This window comes from Bacillus cereus group sp. RP37, from assembly GCF_040459695.1.
In the GTDB taxonomy this organism is placed as follows: domain Bacteria; phylum Bacillota; class Bacilli; order Bacillales; family Bacillaceae_G; genus Bacillus_A.
Genome location: NZ_JARVHP010000001.1, coordinates 2,653,691 through 2,670,711 on the forward strand (window position 1 = coordinate 2,653,691; position 17,021 = coordinate 2,670,711).

Sequence of the window (17,021 nt, forward strand, 5' to 3'; positions counted from 1 at the left end):
CGGAAAACTTAAATTAAAATTCTTGACTTTATAAATGGATTTTTAATACAATTGTATTTCGACTGAAAAATTAGAACGGACAGGAGGGAATCATCAAATGAACAGCATTTTTGACGAAGAGTTAAAAAGAATGAAAGATACGTTAAGTACGATGGATGATCAATTAGAACAGCTTGAAAAAATTCCAGTATATTATGGAGAAGATTTTAAAGAACAAATTCTTGAAAGTATGAGGGAGTCTAATAGACAAAATTTACGTATTGGTGTGCAAGAGCCATACTTTGGAAGATTAGATTTTCAGGAGGATGGTAAGGAAGATATTATACCGATTTACATCGGTAAAGTAGGTGTTTCAGATAAAGATACGATGAAACCGATTGTAATTGATTGGCGGGCACCTGTCGCAAGTATGTTTTATTCATTTACCGGTGGAGATGAATTAGCGTTTTATCAATCGCCAGACGGATTAGTAGAAGGTGATGTTTATTTAAAGCGAAACATCTCTATTCAAAAAAGAGAACTAGAACGTGTTGTTGATACATATGTAAAAGGAAATGAAGATGTCTCGCATGCCGATGATTTTCTTCTATATCGATTAGGTGAGAATAAAGATAATAAACTAAAGGATATTGTTTCGACGATACAATCGGAGCAAAATGATATTATTCGTGCGGAAAGAAACTTACCATTACTTATTCAAGGGGTTGCAGGAAGCGGAAAAACAACAATCGCTTTACATCGCCTTGCTTTTTTAATTTATGAATATCGTGAGCAATTAGAAGCTGAGAGAATGATTGTTTTCGCTCCGAATAGTCTGTTTTTAGACTATATTTCGAGTGTACTTCCTGAGTTAGGTGTAGGGAACATTAGTCAAACAACGTTTCCAGATTGGGCATTACGTACGTTAGATGATTCGGTGAAACTGAAGCAGACAGAAGAAAAGTTGAAAGAAGCATTTTCTATTAATCGTGATGAAGAAAAGGTTATGCTCGGTAAATTAAAAGGCACGCTGGAATTTAAGTCCTTTGTTGAAGAGAGAATGGTTCAATTTGAAAAAGAATTAGTACCAACAAGTGATTTTGAGGCATGGGACAAGGCGGTTATTCCGGTTGAAGATATTAAAAAATGGATGCAAGTGGAATATAAACATTATCCATTAAAGAAAAGAAGAGAAAGATTAGTCGGCCGAATGAAGCGCTGGATTGAAATTGAACTGAAAAAGTATGGAGAATCAAACGAGAAGAAATTACTAAAAAAAGAAGCGACAAAGAGATTGAACACTTATATGAAGTTTTGGCCGAAAATGAGCTCACTTGCACTATATAGTTCAATATTGAAAAGTAAAGAAATAATCAAAGTATTGCCCGAAGAACTTGTGAAAGAAACAGAAAAGAGTTGTCGTAAAAAAGAAGTGTATGTAGAAGATTTACCAGCTTTAATATACATACATCATCGTATTTCAGGAATTGAAATCGGACAAAAGTTTCATCACGTTGTTATCGATGAAGCACAAGATTTTTCGCCTTTCCAAGTCTATGTATTAAAAGAAATTACACTAGGTAATTCTTTCACTATATTAGGTGATTTATCTCAAGCAATTTATGATTATCAAGGAATTGAAGATTGGAGTGCTTTTAAAGAAGTATTCCAAGAAACAGGTTATTATGAACTGACGAGAAGTTATCGTTCTACAAAAGAAATTATCGAATTTGCGAATGAGATAATTAAAAATGCAGAGATTCCAGTTGGACTTGCAACGCCAGTTTTCCGTAGCGGGGAAGAAGTGAAAGTGATTCAAACAGAAGATCAATTCACTGAAATTATGAAGACTTTACAGCATCTACAAAATGAAGATGTGAAAACAATTGCAGTAATAGGAAGAACAGATGATGAATGCCGTGATATATATGAGAAGCTAACAAATGCAGGGTTGACTGTTAACGTCATTGAAGCAGATCAAAGTAAATATGAAGGCGGTATTTCGGTAGTACCTGTATACTTAGCGAAAGGGTTAGAATTTGATGCAGTACTTTTAATCGATGTTGATGAAGAACATTACAAAAATACAAAACACGATGCGAAGTTATTGTATGTCGGATGTACAAGGTCACTTCATGATTTATGGATTTTCCATAGCGGGGAAGCATCGCCTTTAATTAAAGGATTAAAATAAATAGTACATACAAGAGGCTTTTCTAGTAACAAAAAGAAGAACCTCTTGTTTTTCTATATAAAGACATGGAGAGAAAATAACTATGATAACAAAAGTAATAACAAAAAGAGATTGGGAAATCGCAAAGATAGATGGAGAAATTAATGAAGCTTCACTAAAAGAAGAGGGATTTATTCATTGCTCATTTTTAGAACAAGCGTTAAAAGTTGCTGAGAAACATTTTAGTCATGAAGAAGATGTTTTATTACTAACAATTAATCCATCCCTAATAAAAGCAAAAATAAAAAATGAACTTGCTTCTAACGGTCAAGAATATCCGCATGTATATGGAGTAATTCATATTGAGGCAATTGTAGATATTACCCCATTTACTAAAGAAAATGGAAAATTTATATTACAAGAGGTGCAAAATTAAGATTGTACTAGGCATTTAAATTAGCTAGAAAAGCACAAATTATATAGTTTGTGCTTTTTAATTGTCTATTTTTTGTAAATACTCATTGTTTTTATCACACTAATACTGTACGATACATAGTATAAAACATATACTGTATGACATATAGTAATGAAAATGAGGTGAGTGAATGGATGCTTTATTAAATTCGTTAATTACTGAACTAAGAAGAGGGACATTAACATTAGCGGTTTTAAGCCAATTAAGAATGCCGCAGTATGGGTATTCACTTGTCCAATTATTGGAGCAATCGGGGATTACAATTGATCAAAGTACTTTATATCCGCTACTTCGCCGATTAGAAAAGCAGGAGCTAGTGACGAGTAGTTGGGATAAAACGGAGAGTAGACCTCGTAAGTATTACGTTTTAAGTGAATACGGATTAGAGATATTTTTGCAGTTAAAAAAGGAATGGATAAAGGATTCGAAAGAACTTTATAACTTATTAAAGGAGGAGGACAAGAATGAACTTGATTGATATGTATGTCGAGGAAGTAGCGAAGAGATTACCTGAAAAAAATCGTGAAGATATTATTCTTGAACTACGGTCAACAATAGAGGATATGTTACCCGATGAGTATGATGAGGAAGATGTAAAGAGTGTCCTTGAAAAATTGGGAAGCCCAGTTTCATTGGCTAATGGGTATCTGGATAGACCGATGCATTTAATTGGACCACGTTATTTTGATGTATATACGACGTTATTAAAAATGATTATACCAATTGCAGCTGTTATCGCACTCATTGCAATGGTTGCAGAAAATTTTGTAGGATATAATGGTGAGCCAGCGGTATTAAATGTTATTTTAAATTTGATAGGTAAAGGAATTGGTGAAATTGTCGAAGTTAGTCTCCATGTATTTTTCTGGTTGACACTTGTATTTGCTGTTTTAGAAAGAACGGATAAAGAAAAGGATCCACAGCCATTAACAACAAGTTTAAAAAAATGGACGCCAGATGATTTGAAAAATATTTCGTATATCCCGAAGAAAAAGGCAATCTCAAAGTTCGAAGTATTTGGAAGCTTAATGTGGACGGCAATATGGGCTACACTTTACTTTTATGCGAACCATCTCGTTGGCGTATACCATGCTACGGAAAATGGATTGAAGTTTGTTACGCCGACGTTTAATCAAGATGTTTTACTTCAATATTGGCCAATCGTTGTTGTTATGATTGTTTTCGAAGTAGCTATATCTCTTTTTAAGCTAGTACAAGGACAATGGACGAAAAAGTTGGCAATAGGGAATGCTATTCTCCAAATAGCTGGAACAATAGTATTTATAATAATTGTAGTAAATTCAAATTTATTTACCGAAGGATTTATTACGTTTGTGGCAAATGTGTTTGCTACTTCTCCAGAGGAATTTAAAACGTGGTTAATAGGTGGAGGTATTCTCATTTACATTATATCTGCGGTATTAAATATATTTGATGGTTTCCGAAAAGCACGTATTCGTATGTAGGAGTGATATTAAAGAAGATATGCCTTATGAAAGGAAGAAAGCGATGATAAGGGAAGCAACAAAACAAGATGTAGCATATATTTTAGATATTTATAATGATGCCATACTGTATACAACAGCCGTATATACGTATAAACCTGTAACCCTTGAAAATAGAATAGATTGGTATGAACAAAAAAAGGCTGACGGTTATCCAATTTTAGTATATGAACTAGATAGTAAAGTAGTAGGATTTGCGACATTCGGGCCGTTTAGAGCTTGGCCTGCCTATAAATATTCAATTGAGCATTCTGTGTATGTTCATAAGGAATATAGAAAAAATAAGATAGGAACTTCTTTAATGAAGGCATTAATCACAGTTGCAAAAGAAAGGGAATATATGACCTTAATTGCTGGAATTGATGCAGAAAATGAGAAAAGCATTGCCTTACATGAAAACTATGGATTTGTTCATGCGGGGACGATTAAAAAGGCTGGTTATAAGTTTAATAAGTGGCTAGATTTAGCTTTTTATCAATTGGAGCTTTGTGGCCCTAAAAAACCTTTAGAAGAATAGAAATTTAGTATTTTAGGTAGCATGGAGTAATTCATGCTACCTTTTTCTTATTGTAATAGCCGATATAATCTGCTAAAAAGGGTTTTTATATTCTATATTGAATTATTAGAAGGTGATAAAACGATATGAAATGAGGAATGGAAATGGAAACTGTCATTCAAAAAATGAAAGAGATACAATCTGATCAAGTTGGGATATCTATTTATTCTACAAAAAGCAATCGTATAGTTGCTTCATATAATAGTGAATTAAATATTCCGTTAGCATCAGCAGCAAAAGTAGTAATTGAATTTGTAGTAGCTCAAATGGTGAAGGAAAATAAATGTAATTGGAATGATATACTTCATCATGTTAAATTTAATCCACATGAAGATAGTGCGCAGTTATATCCACATTTACAAGGAAGAAGTACTTTAACACTTAGTAAAGCAGTTGAAGTAATGATAGCATGTCATGATAGTTACGTTGCGCAGTCAGTTGTAATGTACTGTGGTGGATGGGATATTGTGCAAATGTATGCTCAAACGCACTTTTCGAAAATTCATATACAAGAGAATGCTAGAGATGAGAAAAATGTTGGAGAATTAAATGAAGTTCTTTCACTTTTAGTACAAATTTTTCAAGGGTATAAATCAGAAGCTGAATTATGGGAACCTATTATTAGCGGCATGGTAAGACAGCAAGGTGACTATGAAGGAATACATTCATATCACTTGGCTCATATGACAGGTGGACTACCCACAGCTACAATAAATATTGGTATAATAGGAATGTTTAACGAATTTCCCTTTCTTTATGTTATTGGGGGGAAAGATTTACCTAATCGACGTGGAAATAAAGAGGTGGATGAAGCTTTTGCAGTAGCTTTGAAGTACATATACAAAGAATATAGTCAAAGTATGCTAGGGGTGAGTAATTGAAAAGAAACTTAAAGACATCAACAATCATTATATTAATTTTAACAATTATCGCTTTGGAAGTTGGAATCGCGATTTACGATCATACTCTGTCAATAGATACCCTTTACTTTGCAGCGATACTTATTTGTATTGTATTGCTTTTTGGCACACGTGTTTCTGAAGAGAAAGAAAGTACATCGAAAGAGAGACGAAGAAAAACAGCTCTTATATTTTGGCCATCTATTTTATTGTCTATCGCTTGTTTTGCCGTTATTAGTTATATAAGAACAGGTTATGTCTCTGTGCCAGGGATAATTGGTTTTTCATGCTTTGTTACTTATGGTGGATTCGTATTTATAACTATTTTAAAGAGAAAAAGTAAAAATTAAAGATAGCTTACTAAGTTGAAAGGAAGAAATATATGAAACACATAGAGAATGGTACTCGCACTGAAGGAGAATACATAAAAAATAAAGTAATTCAATATAACATGTCTATTTTAACAGATGAAGAAAAACAGCCGATGGAACAAGTAAGTTTCGTAGTGAAAGATGAGAACGGAAAAATCTTTGGCGGTGTAACAGGAACAATGTATTTTTATCATCTTCACATAGATTTTTTATGGGTTGATGAATCGGTTCGTCATGATGGTTATGGCAGTCAACTGTTACATAAAATCGAAGACATCGCAAAGGAAAAAGGGTGTAGATTAATATTATTAGATTCATTTAGTTTTCAAGCACCAGAATTTTATAAAAAGTACGGCTACCGAGAATACGGTGTTGTTGAAGATTATCCTAAAGGACATAGTCAACATTTTTTAGAGAAGAGGTTATAGGAATCGTATTCGTCTTATATAAGAAAAGCGGATTTTAAAAGCATCACCAATACGATGATGCTTTTTTCTTTTGTTTATAGCAACTACTCAATCTGATGCAATTAGGAGAACAAATAGTGCGATTCCTATAACAAAGATTTTCCTTTTCATCGGAAATGAGGTGCTGTCTTTGTAGAAGACAGTTGTTGTATTTACTATGTGCACTAACAAATACTATTGAATTTTTAGGAGAAGAAGAGCAATCAGACGAGCTCTGAATATAATAATAAAGAAGGAGGTGTTAAGCAATGGGTTACATTGTAGATATTTCAAAATGGAACGGTGACATTAACTGGGATGTAGCCGCTCCACAACTAGATTTCGTAATCGCTAGGGTACAAGATGGATCAAATTATGTAGATCCTTTATATAAAAATTATGTCCAAGCAATGAAAACAAGAAATATTCCTTTTGGTAACTATGCATTCTGCCGCTTTATTTCAATTGCTGATGCGAAGAAGGAAGCACAAGATTTCTGGAATCGCGGTGATAAGAGTGCTACAGTTTGGGCTGCTGATGTAGAAGTGAAAACAATGGATGATATGAGAGCTGGTACACAAGCTTTTATCGATGAGTTACGCCGACTAGGTGCTAAGAAAGTTGGCTTATATGTTGGCCATCATGTATATGAGCCTTTCGGTATGGCGAACGTAAAAAGTGATTTTTTATGGATTCCTAGGTATGGCGGTAATAAGCCAGCATATCCTTGTGATATTTGGCAATACACTGAGACAGGTAATGTACCAGGTATCGGTAAATGTGATTTAAACCAATTGATAGGAAATAAGCCACTTTCTTGGTTTACTGAATCGGTACCAAAACAAGAAAACATACAAGCACAAGTTTCTAAGCAAAATATTATCCAATCTGGAGCCTTTTCACCTTATGAAACTCCAGATGTTATGGGAGCATTAACTTCTTTAAAAATGACTGCTACCTTCATTTTACAATCGGACGGTTTAACGTATTTTATTTCCGACCCAACTAGCGATGCACAATTAAACGGTATGAAAGGTTGGCTTGATCGAAAAGGTTGGTGGTATGAAGTTAAATGAAAATGAGGGCCGCCCTATTGGGTGGCTTTAATCATTATTCAACTCAATATATTACGTGTTATTGTTAATATAGAAGAAATATGAAAGGAACTGTTTATATTGCAATTGTAAAATCGATATTATAAATTAATTTTATGAAGGTTTTTTATAACAGGTTGGATTCTATAGCTTTATATTGAAAGAAGTAAAGTAAGACAAAGTATATATAATGAGCAATTTGATGGGAGAAGGAAAATGTACACGTATAAATTGCAACATGAACAACAAATTTCCGAAGAAAAAATAAAAAAACTTTATGTCTCTGTAGGTTGGTGGCCAGAAAGAAAAGAAATCGATATTCAAAAAATGTTAAATAATAGTATAGCAATTGGGGTATGGGAAGAAAATGAATTGATCGGATTTGCTAGAGTTGTTTCTGATGGTGTTTTTCGAGCGTACATAGAAGATGTTGTCGTACATGAGAGTGTAAGAAATAAAGGTATTGGAGAGAGGATGCTTACAATTTTACTTCAAGAGATATCTCACATTCATATTGTTAGTTTATTTTGCGGAGAGAAACTAATAAAGTTTTATGGTGAACAGCAATTTCAAGTGACAAAGCAAATTGTAATGCATCGTAATCAAATAGTGAAAGAATAAGAGGTGACAATTAGAATGAATGCAACAAAAATGTATTGTTTATCAAAAAGAAATGCGACAGAAGATTCTCCAGATGGTTGGAATGCAACATGTATGAGGCTTAATAATAAAATATTTGCGATAGTAAACCATGAAGAAGGAGAAAAAGCTGCGATTACATTAAAATGTGATCCAGAACTTGCACTAAGATTAAGAGAAGACTTCCCAGAAACCATAATTCCTGGTTATCATATGAATAAAAAGCATTGGAATACAGTGTATATACAAAAGGATGTAGAGCAGGAGCAAATTAATAAAATGATTGATTGGTCGTATGATTTAGTACTACAATCATTTTCAAAGAAAAAGCAGCAAGAGTTATTAGATTAATATGTATGAGGGGTGGATATATTGAAAGACACGATCAAAGACACATATGATAAATTAGCGAGTACATATAAAGAAAATCTAGATTTGGCAAATCCATATAACAGCTATTATGAAAGACCAGCGATGATGGAGATGATTCCAAAGAAATTAGAAGGGAAGAGTATACTAGATGCTGGATGTGCAGCTGGATGGTATACTTCTCAATTTGTAGAAAGAGGAGCAAATGTTATTGCAATTGACGTAAGTTCTGAAATGGTAAAAGCTGCAAAGGAAAGTACGGGTGATAAAGCAATGTTTCTTTGTCATGACTTGCAAGAAGTATTACCATTTGAAGATAATACTTTTGATGTTATTGTAAGTTCGTTAACGCTTCATTACTTAGAAAATTGGAATCAAGTATTTCAGGAGTTTCGCCGAGTATTGAAGCCAGGTGGAGAATTTATATACTCCATACATCATCCTTTTATGGATTTTACAAAGTTTACTTGTGAAAATTATTTCGAAAAACAATTAATAGTAGATACGTGGGTTAAACCAAACATTACAATTGAAGTTGAATTTTTTAGAAGGTCACTCCAAGACGTAATTAATGAAACAACAAATTATTTTATGTTAGAAAAAATGGTGGAACCGAGGCCAGTTGAAAAGATGAAAGAAGTAAATGAAAAATCTTATCACTACTTAAATACAAATCCACATTTTCTTATTATGAAAGCCATTAAAAAATAGCTAGTAAAATGATTATATTTTACTAGCTATTTTGCAGTTTTAAATGATGAATTAGGAGTTTTGAAATGAATACGAAACGAAATAGATTACTATACGCAATGTTTACTATCATTGTTATTATTTTAGGACTTAGTTCAAGAAAGTTTGCTTTTGCACTGCCGGCTCTATTAAATGATTATTTAGGCGATGCTTTATGGGCACTCATGATTTTTACAGGGTTCGGATTTGTATTTCCTAAAATAGAAACGAAGAAATTAGCTTTTATAAGTTTGCTGTTTTGTTATGCGATTGAAATAAGCCAATTATATCATGCCGAATGGATAGATAGCATTCGTACAACGACTTTAGGTGGACTCGTATTAGGCTACGGATTTTTGTGGAGTGATTTAGTAGCTTATACAATTGGTGTTGGGATTGGAATGTTTTGTGAGTTGGTGTTACGGAAGAAATAAAAGATATAAAAAGGGGTATTTATGAAAAAAATAATATTAATAGGTTCTGGTGGTTCAGGAAAATCTACATTAGCAAGACAGTTAGGAAATAAACTAAATATTAAGGTGCATCATCTTGATGCACTATTCTGGAAACCGAATTGGGAAGGTGTACCGAAAGAAGAGCAAAGAATAGTCCAAAATGAATTAGTTAAAGAAGATGAGTGGATTATTGATGGGAATTATGGCGGGACAATGGACATAAGAATGAACGCAGCTGATACAATCATCTTTCTTGATATTCATAGAACAATATGTGTTTATCGTGCTTTTAAAAGGGTTATACAATATCGGAATAAAACAAGACCGGATATGGGCGCGGGATGTGAAGAAAGGTTTGACTTGCAATTTTTCAAATGGATATGGGAATACCCTAAAATGAAACGACCTTCAATTTTAAAGAGGCTAAATCAATTGAGTAAGGATACAAATGTTATTATTTTAAAATCTTCAAATGAAGTAAAATTATTTTTAAAGAAGTACGATACCATAAATAGTTAGATTGTAAAAAGAAGTAACGTGGGGGGATAGGATTGAATAGATTCATTGGCCCGGTTGATTCTAATATGGTGAAAATTCCAGCAGGAAAAGTAGAATTAAGAGATGATCGAATAAAAAAAGAATGGCAAGTTCAAGTTAAACCGTTTCTTCTTGCAAAATATGTTGTAACGGTGGAATTATATGATGCGATTACGAATCTTACACCAAATTTATTGAAAGATAAAAATAAACCAGCTGTAAATATCTCATGGAATGATGCCATTATGTTTTGTAATTTACTTTCAAAAAAAGTGGGATTAAAAGAATATTATTCTATTATTGATGGTGGGCAAATTGTTAGTTGTAATGTAGATTCAAATGGCTACCGATTACCTTCAGAAGCAGAGTGGCAATATGCGTGTAAAGCAGGAACGACTGGATACATATATGGAGAACTGAAAGAGATTGCTTGGTATAATGAAAATTCAGGTGGACGTATTCATGAGGTCGGAAAAAAGGAACCGAATGCATGGGGCTTGTATGATATGTTAGGAAATGTTTGGGAATGGTGCTATGATTTGTATGATGAAAAGGTATATGGATCATACCGGATTTTTCGAGGCGGTAGCTGGGCTGAAGCAGCTAGAGGTTGCGGTGCGACTTGTCGTCGCCGTAGTCATCCTACATTTCATATAGATGACCTTGGGTTTAGGCTCGCTAGGTCCATTTAGAAGAATAAGACCAAATACCTGTAATCTTAATGACAACATAGAAAAGATTTAAATTAAGGAGTGTTTAAAGTGGCACGTGTTTTATTCATTAATACTGGATCAGAAGGACATATAAATCCAACATTACAATTTGTAGAAGAATTAGTTTCACGTGGGGAAGAGGTAATTTATTTTTCAATTGAATCTTTTAGAGAGCGTATTGAGAAGACGGGTGCTACTGTACGAACAATTGACGAGCAAAAGTTTATAAAAGCTTTTCTTTCCGGTGGTCGAAATTACTTACTAGAGAGAATAAATGGTCTTTTACATACGGCAGATGTTATTATACCAAATGTTCTGGAACAAATTGAAGGCGAACATTTTGATTACATCATTCATGATTCAATGTTTGGCTGTGGACATATAATTGCTCAAATTCTAAAGCTTCCAGCAATAAATTCATGCACATCGTTTGCACAGGATGAAAAATCATTTGAACAAATGTTAGACTACCTTTCGAAAAATATCCCAGCGGAGGTTCATGAGAGAATACAAAATGATTTTCAAAATTTAATAAAAGAAATTATGGAAAAATATAGTGTTAAAATAAACTCACCGTATGAAGTTTTCTGTAATCCAGCGCCACTTACTATTGTGTATACAATTAAAGAGTTCCAACCTTTTGGAGATATGTTTGATGAGATATATAAATTTATAGGTCCATCTATCTCTACACAAGTGAAAAATGAAGCCTTTGATTTTACTTCAATTGAAGAAAAAAGCCCGATTTACATTTCACTAGGCACTGTTTTTAATGATGCACTTGATTTTTATAAACTTTGTATGAAGGCGTTTGAGAATAGTGATCATACAATTGTGATGTCTATTGGTAATAAAACAAAAATAAGTGATTTGGGTAATATTCCTAAAAACTTCATTGTAAAAAACTACGTACCACAAGCAAAACTACTTACATATACAAAGTTATTTATTACACATGGTGGGATGAATAGTACACATGAAGGACTTTATAACGGGATTCCACTCATTGTAATTCCACAAAGTGCAGATCAGCCAGTTATCGCAAAGCAAGTGGAGAATCTCGGAGCTGGGATTAAGTTGCACATGAAAGAACTAACTGAGGAACAACTACGTGAAAGTGTAGAACTTGTATTAAATAATCCTTCATATAAAGAAGCTGCTTTGAATTTGAAGGGGTCTTTCCAAAAATCTGGTGGCTATAAGCAAGCCGTTGATGAGATTTTTACATTTATAGGTCAGTAATAAATAGAAGATTATACATGAGAAGAGTGTCTATATGAAATGATATAGACACTCTTCTGTTTTATGTAGCGAAGAATCAATTTTATTGAAAGGTTAAATATTCATTTTTATAAATTCAGGCCATAGTTTTACGTGTTAGTAATGCTTTCACAGTTTCTGCACAACTTCTGCACGTATTTTGGTGATTTCTATGTCATTATATATTCATTAAGTGAAATATTTCACATAAAAAGAAATATATTTTCACTGCGGTGTATGCATAACTAACACATACATCGATATAAGATTGTCTCTTGTTATTCTTTTACATCAAAGCCCACATTACACTACAAAGTATAACAAGAAGGGGACAGGAATATGAATAATCGATTTTTAAAACAACTACAAAACATGAAAATGAACAAAAAAAGTCTAGGAGCTGTTGCGTTAACAGCTGGAATTATTGGCACGACACTTATTCCTCAAAACGCATACGCGCACGGTTTTGTTGAAAAGCCTGGTAGCCGATCTGCTTTATGTAGTCCAACCTATGGTGCACTAAATGTAAACTGTGGAAGTGTTATGTATGAACCGCAAAGTTTAGAAGCTCTAAAAGGGTTCCCGCAAAGTGGCCCGGTTGATGGGCAAATCGCTTCTGCAGGTGGTAAATTTGGTGGTATTTTAGATCAACAAACAGCCGATCGTTGGTTTGAAAATACAATCACAGGCGGGGAAAATACATTTACTTGGAAGTATACAGCGCCTCATTTAACGAGTAAATGGCATTACTATATTACAAAAAAAGGATGGAATCCAAATAAAGCGCTCACAAGAGCAGATTTTGAACCAATTGGAACTGTACAACATGATGGTTCGGCAGCCTCAAATAATTTAACTCACAAAATCAATGTACCTACTGATCGTAGTGGATATCATGTGATTTTAGCAGTATGGGATGTAGCTGATACAGCAAATGCATTTTATAATGTAATTGATGTTAATCTCATCAATGATGTGAAACCAGATACAGAAACTCCAAGTATTCCAAATGGAATTCAGGCACAAAAAGTAACAGCAAATAGTATAGAACTAGCATGGAACGCTTCTACGGATAATGTAGGGGTAAAAGGATATCAAATCTTCCGTAACGGAGAGGTGATTGACACAGTACCAGGCACTCATTTTATTGATAAAAAATTACAACCAAGTACAGAATATTCTTATACTGTAAAAGCGATTGACACAGCTGGAAATGTCTCGAAAGAAAGTGCAGCGCTCACAGTTAAAACGACAGTTGAGGCTCCTGATACAGAAGCACCAACACAACCAAAAGGATTACATAGTATGGGAACAACAGCTTCAAGTGTGGATCTAATGTGGAGTCCTTCTGACGATAATATTGGTGTAGACCATTACGATATTTATAGAGAAACAGAAGGATCAATGAAAAAGATTGCAACATCCAATACAACATCTTATATGGATAAAAATTTACTCCCTAATACTACTTATAAATATGTAGTGAAAGCTGTTGATGTAGCTGGAAATGAATCTGTACAGAGTGATATATTCACAATTACTACAAAAACTGAAAGCGCTTCATATGAAGAGTGGGATGCAAAGAAAGCATATGAAAAGGGCGATAGAGTTCTACACGAGGGAAAAGTATATGAAGCAGTCCAGAGTTATAAAGGAAATGGGGATCCAAACTGGATTTATGCCTTATCATTATGGAAAACAATATAAGTTTTACCTAGGTATGAACTAAGAGATAAAGGGCTTTGATGCAAAAGGAAATCTTGAGAATTCACTTTTCTATTAATAAAAAGGGTAGTATATGACTACATAAAGTAGTTTCATATACTACCCTTTTTATTATGATAACATTTTCGTCATAAGTATATGTGGAATACCATCTTCCATAAATACATCCGAAGAAGTTTGATAACCTAGTTTTTTATAAAATCCTTCAGCTTGTGTTTGACCGTGCAGTTTTACTTTTGTAGCATCTTTGTTGCGTGCAATCTCTTCCAACGCTTGAATAATTACTTTTCCTAATCCGTATTTACGATAGTCTTTTAAAATACAAATGCGTTCTAATTTTCCAGCGCCGTCTACAAATCGTATACGACCTGTACCTATAGGAAGATCGTTATAATAAACTAAAATATGTTTACATTTCTCACCGATTTCATCAAAGGTATCGAATTCATCTTCAAGAGGGACATTTTGTTCTTTTACAAATACTTCTTTTCGAATATGAAAGGCAGTTTCTAAATCTGTAAGTTCTGTTATGAGTTGGGAGTGCAAATTGTTCAGCCCTTTCTAGTGTGATGTGCTTTTGTTTTCATAGTATATCATAATGATACGCAATAAAGAGAAAATATAAAAAGCTGACTGTAAGAGTCAGCTTTCATTATAATTCCTTTATCCCATTTTTTGTTCCAACAATTGCCTTACTAGTCATATTAACAAACAATCCCGTTTCAACTACACCTGTAATCATTTTTAATTGAGTGTGTATATTGGCAGGATTAGATATGTTATGAGGGAATACACAATCAATAATCACGTTATTGTTATCGGTTATAAATGTTTCATTATTTTTTAAACGTAACGTTGTTTGACAACCTAAAGATTGAATTTTCCTTTCGGTTTGTTTCCATGAAAAAGGTATAATTTCAACAGGTAATGGAAAAGTACCTAAACGGGTCACAACTTTTGATTCATCAACAATAATTATTAGTTCTTTAGAGGAGGAAGCAACAATTTTTTCGCGAAGTAATGCACCACCGCCACCTTTGATAAGCTGTAAATTAGAATCAATTTCATCCGCTCCATCAATTGTAAGATCAAGACTTTGTACGTCGTTTAACGAAATCAGGGGGATATTTAGTTGCTGTGCTAATGCTTCAGTTTTCTTTGATGTCGGTACAGCTTGAAATGATAGTCCTTCTTTGACACGTTCACCTAATTTTTGTATCGCCCAGTACACGGTAGAACCTGTTCCAAGCCCAACTTTCATTCCATCTTTTACATAGTCAGCAGCATATTCACCTGCGAGCTGTTTTAAATTCATCACTTTACTCCGCCGGACGTGGTCCAGCATCAAGACCTGAATTTTCAACAGTAAGTACCGGACGAACGACTATATCTTTATGTACACGCATTTGACACGATAAGCGTAAATGATCTTCAATTCCTTTTTCCGTCATCGCATTCTTTTCATTCGTACTCACTTCACAGAAATCACCTGCTATAATTTCTACTCTACAAGTTGTGCAACGTGCTTTTCCTCCGCAACGATGCAGTATGTGTACACCGTTGTTTTCAATCGCTAATACTAATTTTGTGCCTTCTTTTACATCAAACGTTCCCGCACCTTCAATTGTTAATTTTGGCAAATTTGTTCCTCCTCACGTAAAATTGTACATAACATATTAATGACCGCGAATTATTGAACATAAACATAATTTTTTTATATGCCCCGTAACTTTTTTATTTGTTGAATCGTTAATTAAGTAAGCGCTGAAAAGGAGTGGTTATTTTGTGCACAAAAGTAACTCATGTTTTAAAAAATCATATCGATATGAATCATTCAAATATAAACTTTTTAATTGAGCAATACGGAGAGTTGAAAAGGTACTGTACATTTTTAACGAAAAATAAATGGGACGGCGAAGATCTTGCCCAAGAAACAGTTTGTAAAGTTCTTCAAAAATATAGTAATAAAGATATTTGTATGACACTTGTATATAAAATAGCTAGAAATCGTTGGATAGATCAGATCAAATCAAAATCAGTTCATGAAAAAATAAGAGACCAAATTACTTTTGAAGAACCACAAGAGAACATTGCAGATTTGCATGAAATGGTAGGGAAAGTATTGTCGTCATTAAATGTACAGCAATCCGCAATTTTATTATTAAAGGATGTTTTTCAATATAGCATCGCTGATATTGCTAAAGTATGTTCGGTATCAGAAGGTGCAGTGAAAGCTTCTTTATTTCGGAGTAGAAATAGGCTGAAAACTGTAAGTGAAGAAGGGATTGAAGTAGTCGAATTCACAGATGATATTGAAGTTGTTGTAACGTCTATTCGTGAGGAAAGGCCGGAATTGTTAACGAAACTTCTTCCTACTATAGATTTTACTAAGTTACCATCTAAACAGCCAGTCTTATTATTTAATACGAAAAAGCCTTCTTCCTACAGTTGTATGCTTTGCGCGGCATAACAATTATTGGAGGGATTTAAAATGAATGCAATTCCATATGTAGTAGAACAAACGAAATTAGGAGAACGTTCCTATGATATATATTCGAGGTTATTAAAAGACCGAATTATTATTATCGGTTCAGAAATTAATGATCAAGTAGCGAGTAGTGTCGTAGCTCAATTATTATTTTTAGAAGCGGAAGATGCAGAGAAAGATATATATTTATACATTAATAGCCCAGGTGGTTCAACGACAGCAGGTTTTGCCATATTAGATACGATGAATCTCATTAAACCAGATGTACAAACGCTATGCATGGGATTTGCAGCATCATTTGGTGCATTGTTATTATTATCAGGTGCAAAAGGGAAACGGTTTGCGCTCCCTAACAGTGAAATTATGATTCATCAGCCACTTGGTGGTGCGCAAGGCCAGGCAACAGAAATTGAAATAACAGCGAAAAGAATACTAAAGTTAAAGCATGATATTAATAAAATGATTGCAGAAAAAACAGGGCAACCGATTGAAAGAGTGGCACATGATACAGAAAGAGATTATTTTATGACTGCTGAAGAGGCAAAGGAGTATGGAATTGTAGATGATGTTGTTACGAAAAAATAAGATAAAAACAGGCTAGAGGATAT

22 protein-coding genes are annotated in these 17,021 nt (G+C 33.7%); 19 read left to right on the plus strand and 3 right to left on the minus strand.

What is annotated here, in order from left to right; genetic code table 11:
• The first annotated feature begins 97 nt into the window (after nucleotides 1–97).
• From QCI44_RS14140 to QCI44_RS14220, 17 genes are all read left to right on the plus strand, one after another.
• Nucleotides 98–2,173 carry a HelD family protein gene (locus tag QCI44_RS14140; RefSeq protein ID WP_353811221.1) on the plus strand — a complete coding sequence of 692 codons (2,076 nt, stop codon included), beginning with the start codon at nucleotides 98–100 and terminating at the stop codon, nucleotides 2,171–2,173.
• Nucleotides 2,174–2,255: 82 nt separating this feature from the next.
• Nucleotides 2,256–2,588: a DUF952 domain-containing protein gene (locus QCI44_RS14145; protein WP_016087543.1), complete on the plus strand. Its 333-nt coding sequence runs from the start codon at nucleotides 2,256–2,258 to the stop codon at nucleotides 2,586–2,588.
• 169 nt (nucleotides 2,589–2,757) lie between these two features.
• Nucleotides 2,758–3,105: a PadR family transcriptional regulator gene (locus QCI44_RS14150; protein ID WP_016087544.1), complete on the plus strand. Its 348-nt coding sequence runs from the start codon at nucleotides 2,758–2,760 to the stop codon at nucleotides 3,103–3,105.
• Entirely contained in the window at nucleotides 3,092–4,093 is a 1,002-nt protein-coding gene (locus tag QCI44_RS14155) for an HAAS signaling domain-containing protein (protein WP_016087545.1), read from the plus strand. The genes QCI44_RS14150 and QCI44_RS14155 overlap by 14 nt, the downstream gene beginning before the upstream one ends.
• A gap of 43 nt (nucleotides 4,094–4,136) precedes the next feature.
• Entirely contained in the window at nucleotides 4,137–4,649 is a 513-nt protein-coding gene (locus QCI44_RS14160) for a GNAT family N-acetyltransferase (RefSeq protein WP_016087546.1), read from the plus strand.
• A 143-nt stretch (nucleotides 4,650–4,792) separates the two neighbouring features.
• Nucleotides 4,793–5,569 (plus strand): serine hydrolase, encoded by a 777-nt coding sequence (locus QCI44_RS14165; protein ID WP_353811222.1) that lies wholly within the window; start codon nucleotides 4,793–4,795, stop codon nucleotides 5,567–5,569.
• Entirely contained in the window at nucleotides 5,566–5,937 is a 372-nt protein-coding gene (locus tag QCI44_RS14170; protein WP_016134700.1) for a hypothetical protein, read from the plus strand. The genes QCI44_RS14165 and QCI44_RS14170 overlap by 4 nt, the downstream gene beginning before the upstream one ends.
• A 32-nt stretch (nucleotides 5,938–5,969) precedes the next feature.
• Entirely contained in the window at nucleotides 5,970–6,386 is a 417-nt protein-coding gene (locus QCI44_RS14175) for a GNAT family N-acetyltransferase (protein ID WP_353811223.1), read from the plus strand.
• 287 nt (nucleotides 6,387–6,673) lie between these two features.
• The gene (locus QCI44_RS14180; protein ID WP_016087550.1) at nucleotides 6,674–7,480 is read left to right on the plus strand and encodes a GH25 family lysozyme; all 807 of its coding nucleotides are present in this window, start codon (nucleotides 6,674–6,676) and stop codon (nucleotides 7,478–7,480) included.
• 234 nt (nucleotides 7,481–7,714) lie between these two features.
• Nucleotides 7,715–8,119, plus strand: coding sequence for a GNAT family N-acetyltransferase (locus tag QCI44_RS14185; RefSeq protein ID WP_016134696.1), 405 nt, complete (start codon nucleotides 7,715–7,717; stop codon nucleotides 8,117–8,119).
• A gap of 15 nt (nucleotides 8,120–8,134) precedes the next feature.
• Complete coding sequence (locus tag QCI44_RS14190; RefSeq protein ID WP_016134695.1) at nucleotides 8,135–8,488, plus strand: MmcQ/YjbR family DNA-binding protein; 354 nt, start codon at nucleotides 8,135–8,137, stop codon at nucleotides 8,486–8,488.
• 21 nt (nucleotides 8,489–8,509) lie between these two features.
• Complete coding sequence (locus QCI44_RS14195; RefSeq protein ID WP_016134694.1) at nucleotides 8,510–9,217, plus strand: class I SAM-dependent methyltransferase; 708 nt, start codon at nucleotides 8,510–8,512, stop codon at nucleotides 9,215–9,217.
• A gap of 65 nt (nucleotides 9,218–9,282) precedes the next feature.
• Entirely contained in the window at nucleotides 9,283–9,669 is a 387-nt protein-coding gene (locus tag QCI44_RS14200; protein WP_016087554.1) for a ribosomal maturation YjgA family protein, read from the plus strand.
• A gap of 21 nt (nucleotides 9,670–9,690) precedes the next feature.
• Nucleotides 9,691–10,209, plus strand: coding sequence for a DNA topology modulation protein (locus QCI44_RS14205; RefSeq protein WP_016134693.1), 519 nt, complete (start codon nucleotides 9,691–9,693; stop codon nucleotides 10,207–10,209).
• Between the two features lie 65 nt (nucleotides 10,210–10,274).
• Entirely contained in the window at nucleotides 10,275–10,919 is a 645-nt protein-coding gene (locus QCI44_RS14210) for a formylglycine-generating enzyme family protein (protein ID WP_048894658.1), read from the plus strand.
• A 69-nt stretch (nucleotides 10,920–10,988) separates the two neighbouring features.
• Nucleotides 10,989–12,182, plus strand: a complete 1,194-nt coding sequence (locus QCI44_RS14215; protein ID WP_116363404.1) for a macrolide family glycosyltransferase — start codon at nucleotides 10,989–10,991, stop codon at nucleotides 12,180–12,182.
• Nucleotides 12,183–12,539: 357 nt separating this feature from the next.
• The gene (locus tag QCI44_RS14220; protein ID WP_353811224.1) at nucleotides 12,540–13,907 is read left to right on the plus strand and encodes a lytic polysaccharide monooxygenase; all 1,368 of its coding nucleotides are present in this window, start codon (nucleotides 12,540–12,542) and stop codon (nucleotides 13,905–13,907) included.
• A gap of 129 nt (nucleotides 13,908–14,036) precedes the next feature.
• On the opposite strand, the gene QCI44_RS14225 is transcribed toward QCI44_RS14220, so the two are convergent.
• The 3 genes from QCI44_RS14225 to QCI44_RS14235 form a co-directional block, all read right to left on the minus strand.
• Nucleotides 14,037–14,471, minus strand: coding sequence for a GNAT family N-acetyltransferase (locus QCI44_RS14225; RefSeq protein ID WP_016134689.1), 435 nt, complete (start codon nucleotides 14,469–14,471; stop codon nucleotides 14,037–14,039).
• 106 nt (nucleotides 14,472–14,577) lie between these two features.
• Nucleotides 14,578–15,240 (minus strand): ribose-5-phosphate isomerase RpiA, encoded by a 663-nt coding sequence (gene rpiA, locus QCI44_RS14230; protein WP_016134688.1) that lies wholly within the window; start codon nucleotides 15,238–15,240, stop codon nucleotides 14,578–14,580.
• A gap of 4 nt (nucleotides 15,241–15,244) precedes the next feature.
• Nucleotides 15,245–15,565, minus strand: a complete 321-nt coding sequence (locus QCI44_RS14235) for a 2Fe-2S iron-sulfur cluster-binding protein (protein ID WP_016134687.1) — start codon at nucleotides 15,563–15,565, stop codon at nucleotides 15,245–15,247.
• 143 nt (nucleotides 15,566–15,708) lie between these two features.
• Here QCI44_RS14235 and QCI44_RS14240 point away from each other — a divergent pair, with 143 nt between their 5' ends.
• Both QCI44_RS14240 and clpP read left to right on the plus strand, forming a co-directional pair.
• A complete protein-coding gene (locus QCI44_RS14240) occupies nucleotides 15,709–16,395 on the plus strand; it encodes an RNA polymerase subunit sigma-70 (protein ID WP_016087562.1) in 687 nt (228 codons plus the stop codon).
• Nucleotides 16,396–16,416: 21 nt separating this feature from the next.
• Nucleotides 16,417–16,998: an ATP-dependent Clp endopeptidase proteolytic subunit ClpP gene (clpP, locus tag QCI44_RS14245; RefSeq protein WP_000991620.1), complete on the plus strand. Its 582-nt coding sequence runs from the start codon at nucleotides 16,417–16,419 to the stop codon at nucleotides 16,996–16,998.
• The last annotated feature ends 23 nt before the right edge of the window (nucleotides 16,999–17,021 follow it).

Excerpts from the sequence above, each read along its gene's own strand:
- QCI44_RS14155 (WP_016087545.1), top strand. The coding sequence starts at position 3,092 with ATGAACTTGATTGATATGTATGTCGAGGAAGTAGCGAAGAGATTACCT.
- QCI44_RS14200 (WP_016087554.1), top strand. The coding sequence starts at position 9,283 with ATGAATACGAAACGAAATAGATTACTATACGCAATGTTTACTATCATT.
- QCI44_RS14205 (WP_016134693.1), top strand. The coding sequence starts at position 9,691 with ATGAAAAAAATAATATTAATAGGTTCTGGTGGTTCAGGAAAATCTACA.
- QCI44_RS14165 (WP_353811222.1), top strand. The coding sequence starts at position 4,793 with ATGGAAACTGTCATTCAAAAAATGAAAGAGATACAATCTGATCAAGTT.
- QCI44_RS14150 (WP_016087544.1), top strand. The coding sequence starts at position 2,758 with ATGGATGCTTTATTAAATTCGTTAATTACTGAACTAAGAAGAGGGACA.
- QCI44_RS14185 (WP_016134696.1), top strand. The coding sequence starts at position 7,715 with ATGTACACGTATAAATTGCAACATGAACAACAAATTTCCGAAGAAAAA.
- rpiA (WP_016134688.1), bottom strand. The coding sequence starts at position 15,240 with ATGAATTTAAAACAGCTCGCAGGTGAATATGCTGCTGACTATGTAAAA.
- QCI44_RS14160 (WP_016087546.1), top strand. The coding sequence starts at position 4,137 with ATGATAAGGGAAGCAACAAAACAAGATGTAGCATATATTTTAGATATT.
- QCI44_RS14210 (WP_048894658.1), top strand. The coding sequence starts at position 10,275 with ATGGTGAAAATTCCAGCAGGAAAAGTAGAATTAAGAGATGATCGAATA.
- QCI44_RS14145 (WP_016087543.1), top strand. The coding sequence starts at position 2,256 with ATGATAACAAAAGTAATAACAAAAAGAGATTGGGAAATCGCAAAGATA.
- clpP (WP_000991620.1), top strand. The coding sequence starts at position 16,417 with ATGAATGCAATTCCATATGTAGTAGAACAAACGAAATTAGGAGAACGT.
- QCI44_RS14190 (WP_016134695.1), top strand. The coding sequence starts at position 8,135 with ATGAATGCAACAAAAATGTATTGTTTATCAAAAAGAAATGCGACAGAA.
- QCI44_RS14175 (WP_353811223.1), top strand. The coding sequence starts at position 5,970 with ATGAAACACATAGAGAATGGTACTCGCACTGAAGGAGAATACATAAAA.
- QCI44_RS14220 (WP_353811224.1), top strand. The coding sequence starts at position 12,540 with ATGAATAATCGATTTTTAAAACAACTACAAAACATGAAAATGAACAAA.
- QCI44_RS14140 (WP_353811221.1), top strand. The coding sequence starts at position 98 with ATGAACAGCATTTTTGACGAAGAGTTAAAAAGAATGAAAGATACGTTA.
- QCI44_RS14180 (WP_016087550.1), top strand. The coding sequence starts at position 6,674 with ATGGGTTACATTGTAGATATTTCAAAATGGAACGGTGACATTAACTGG.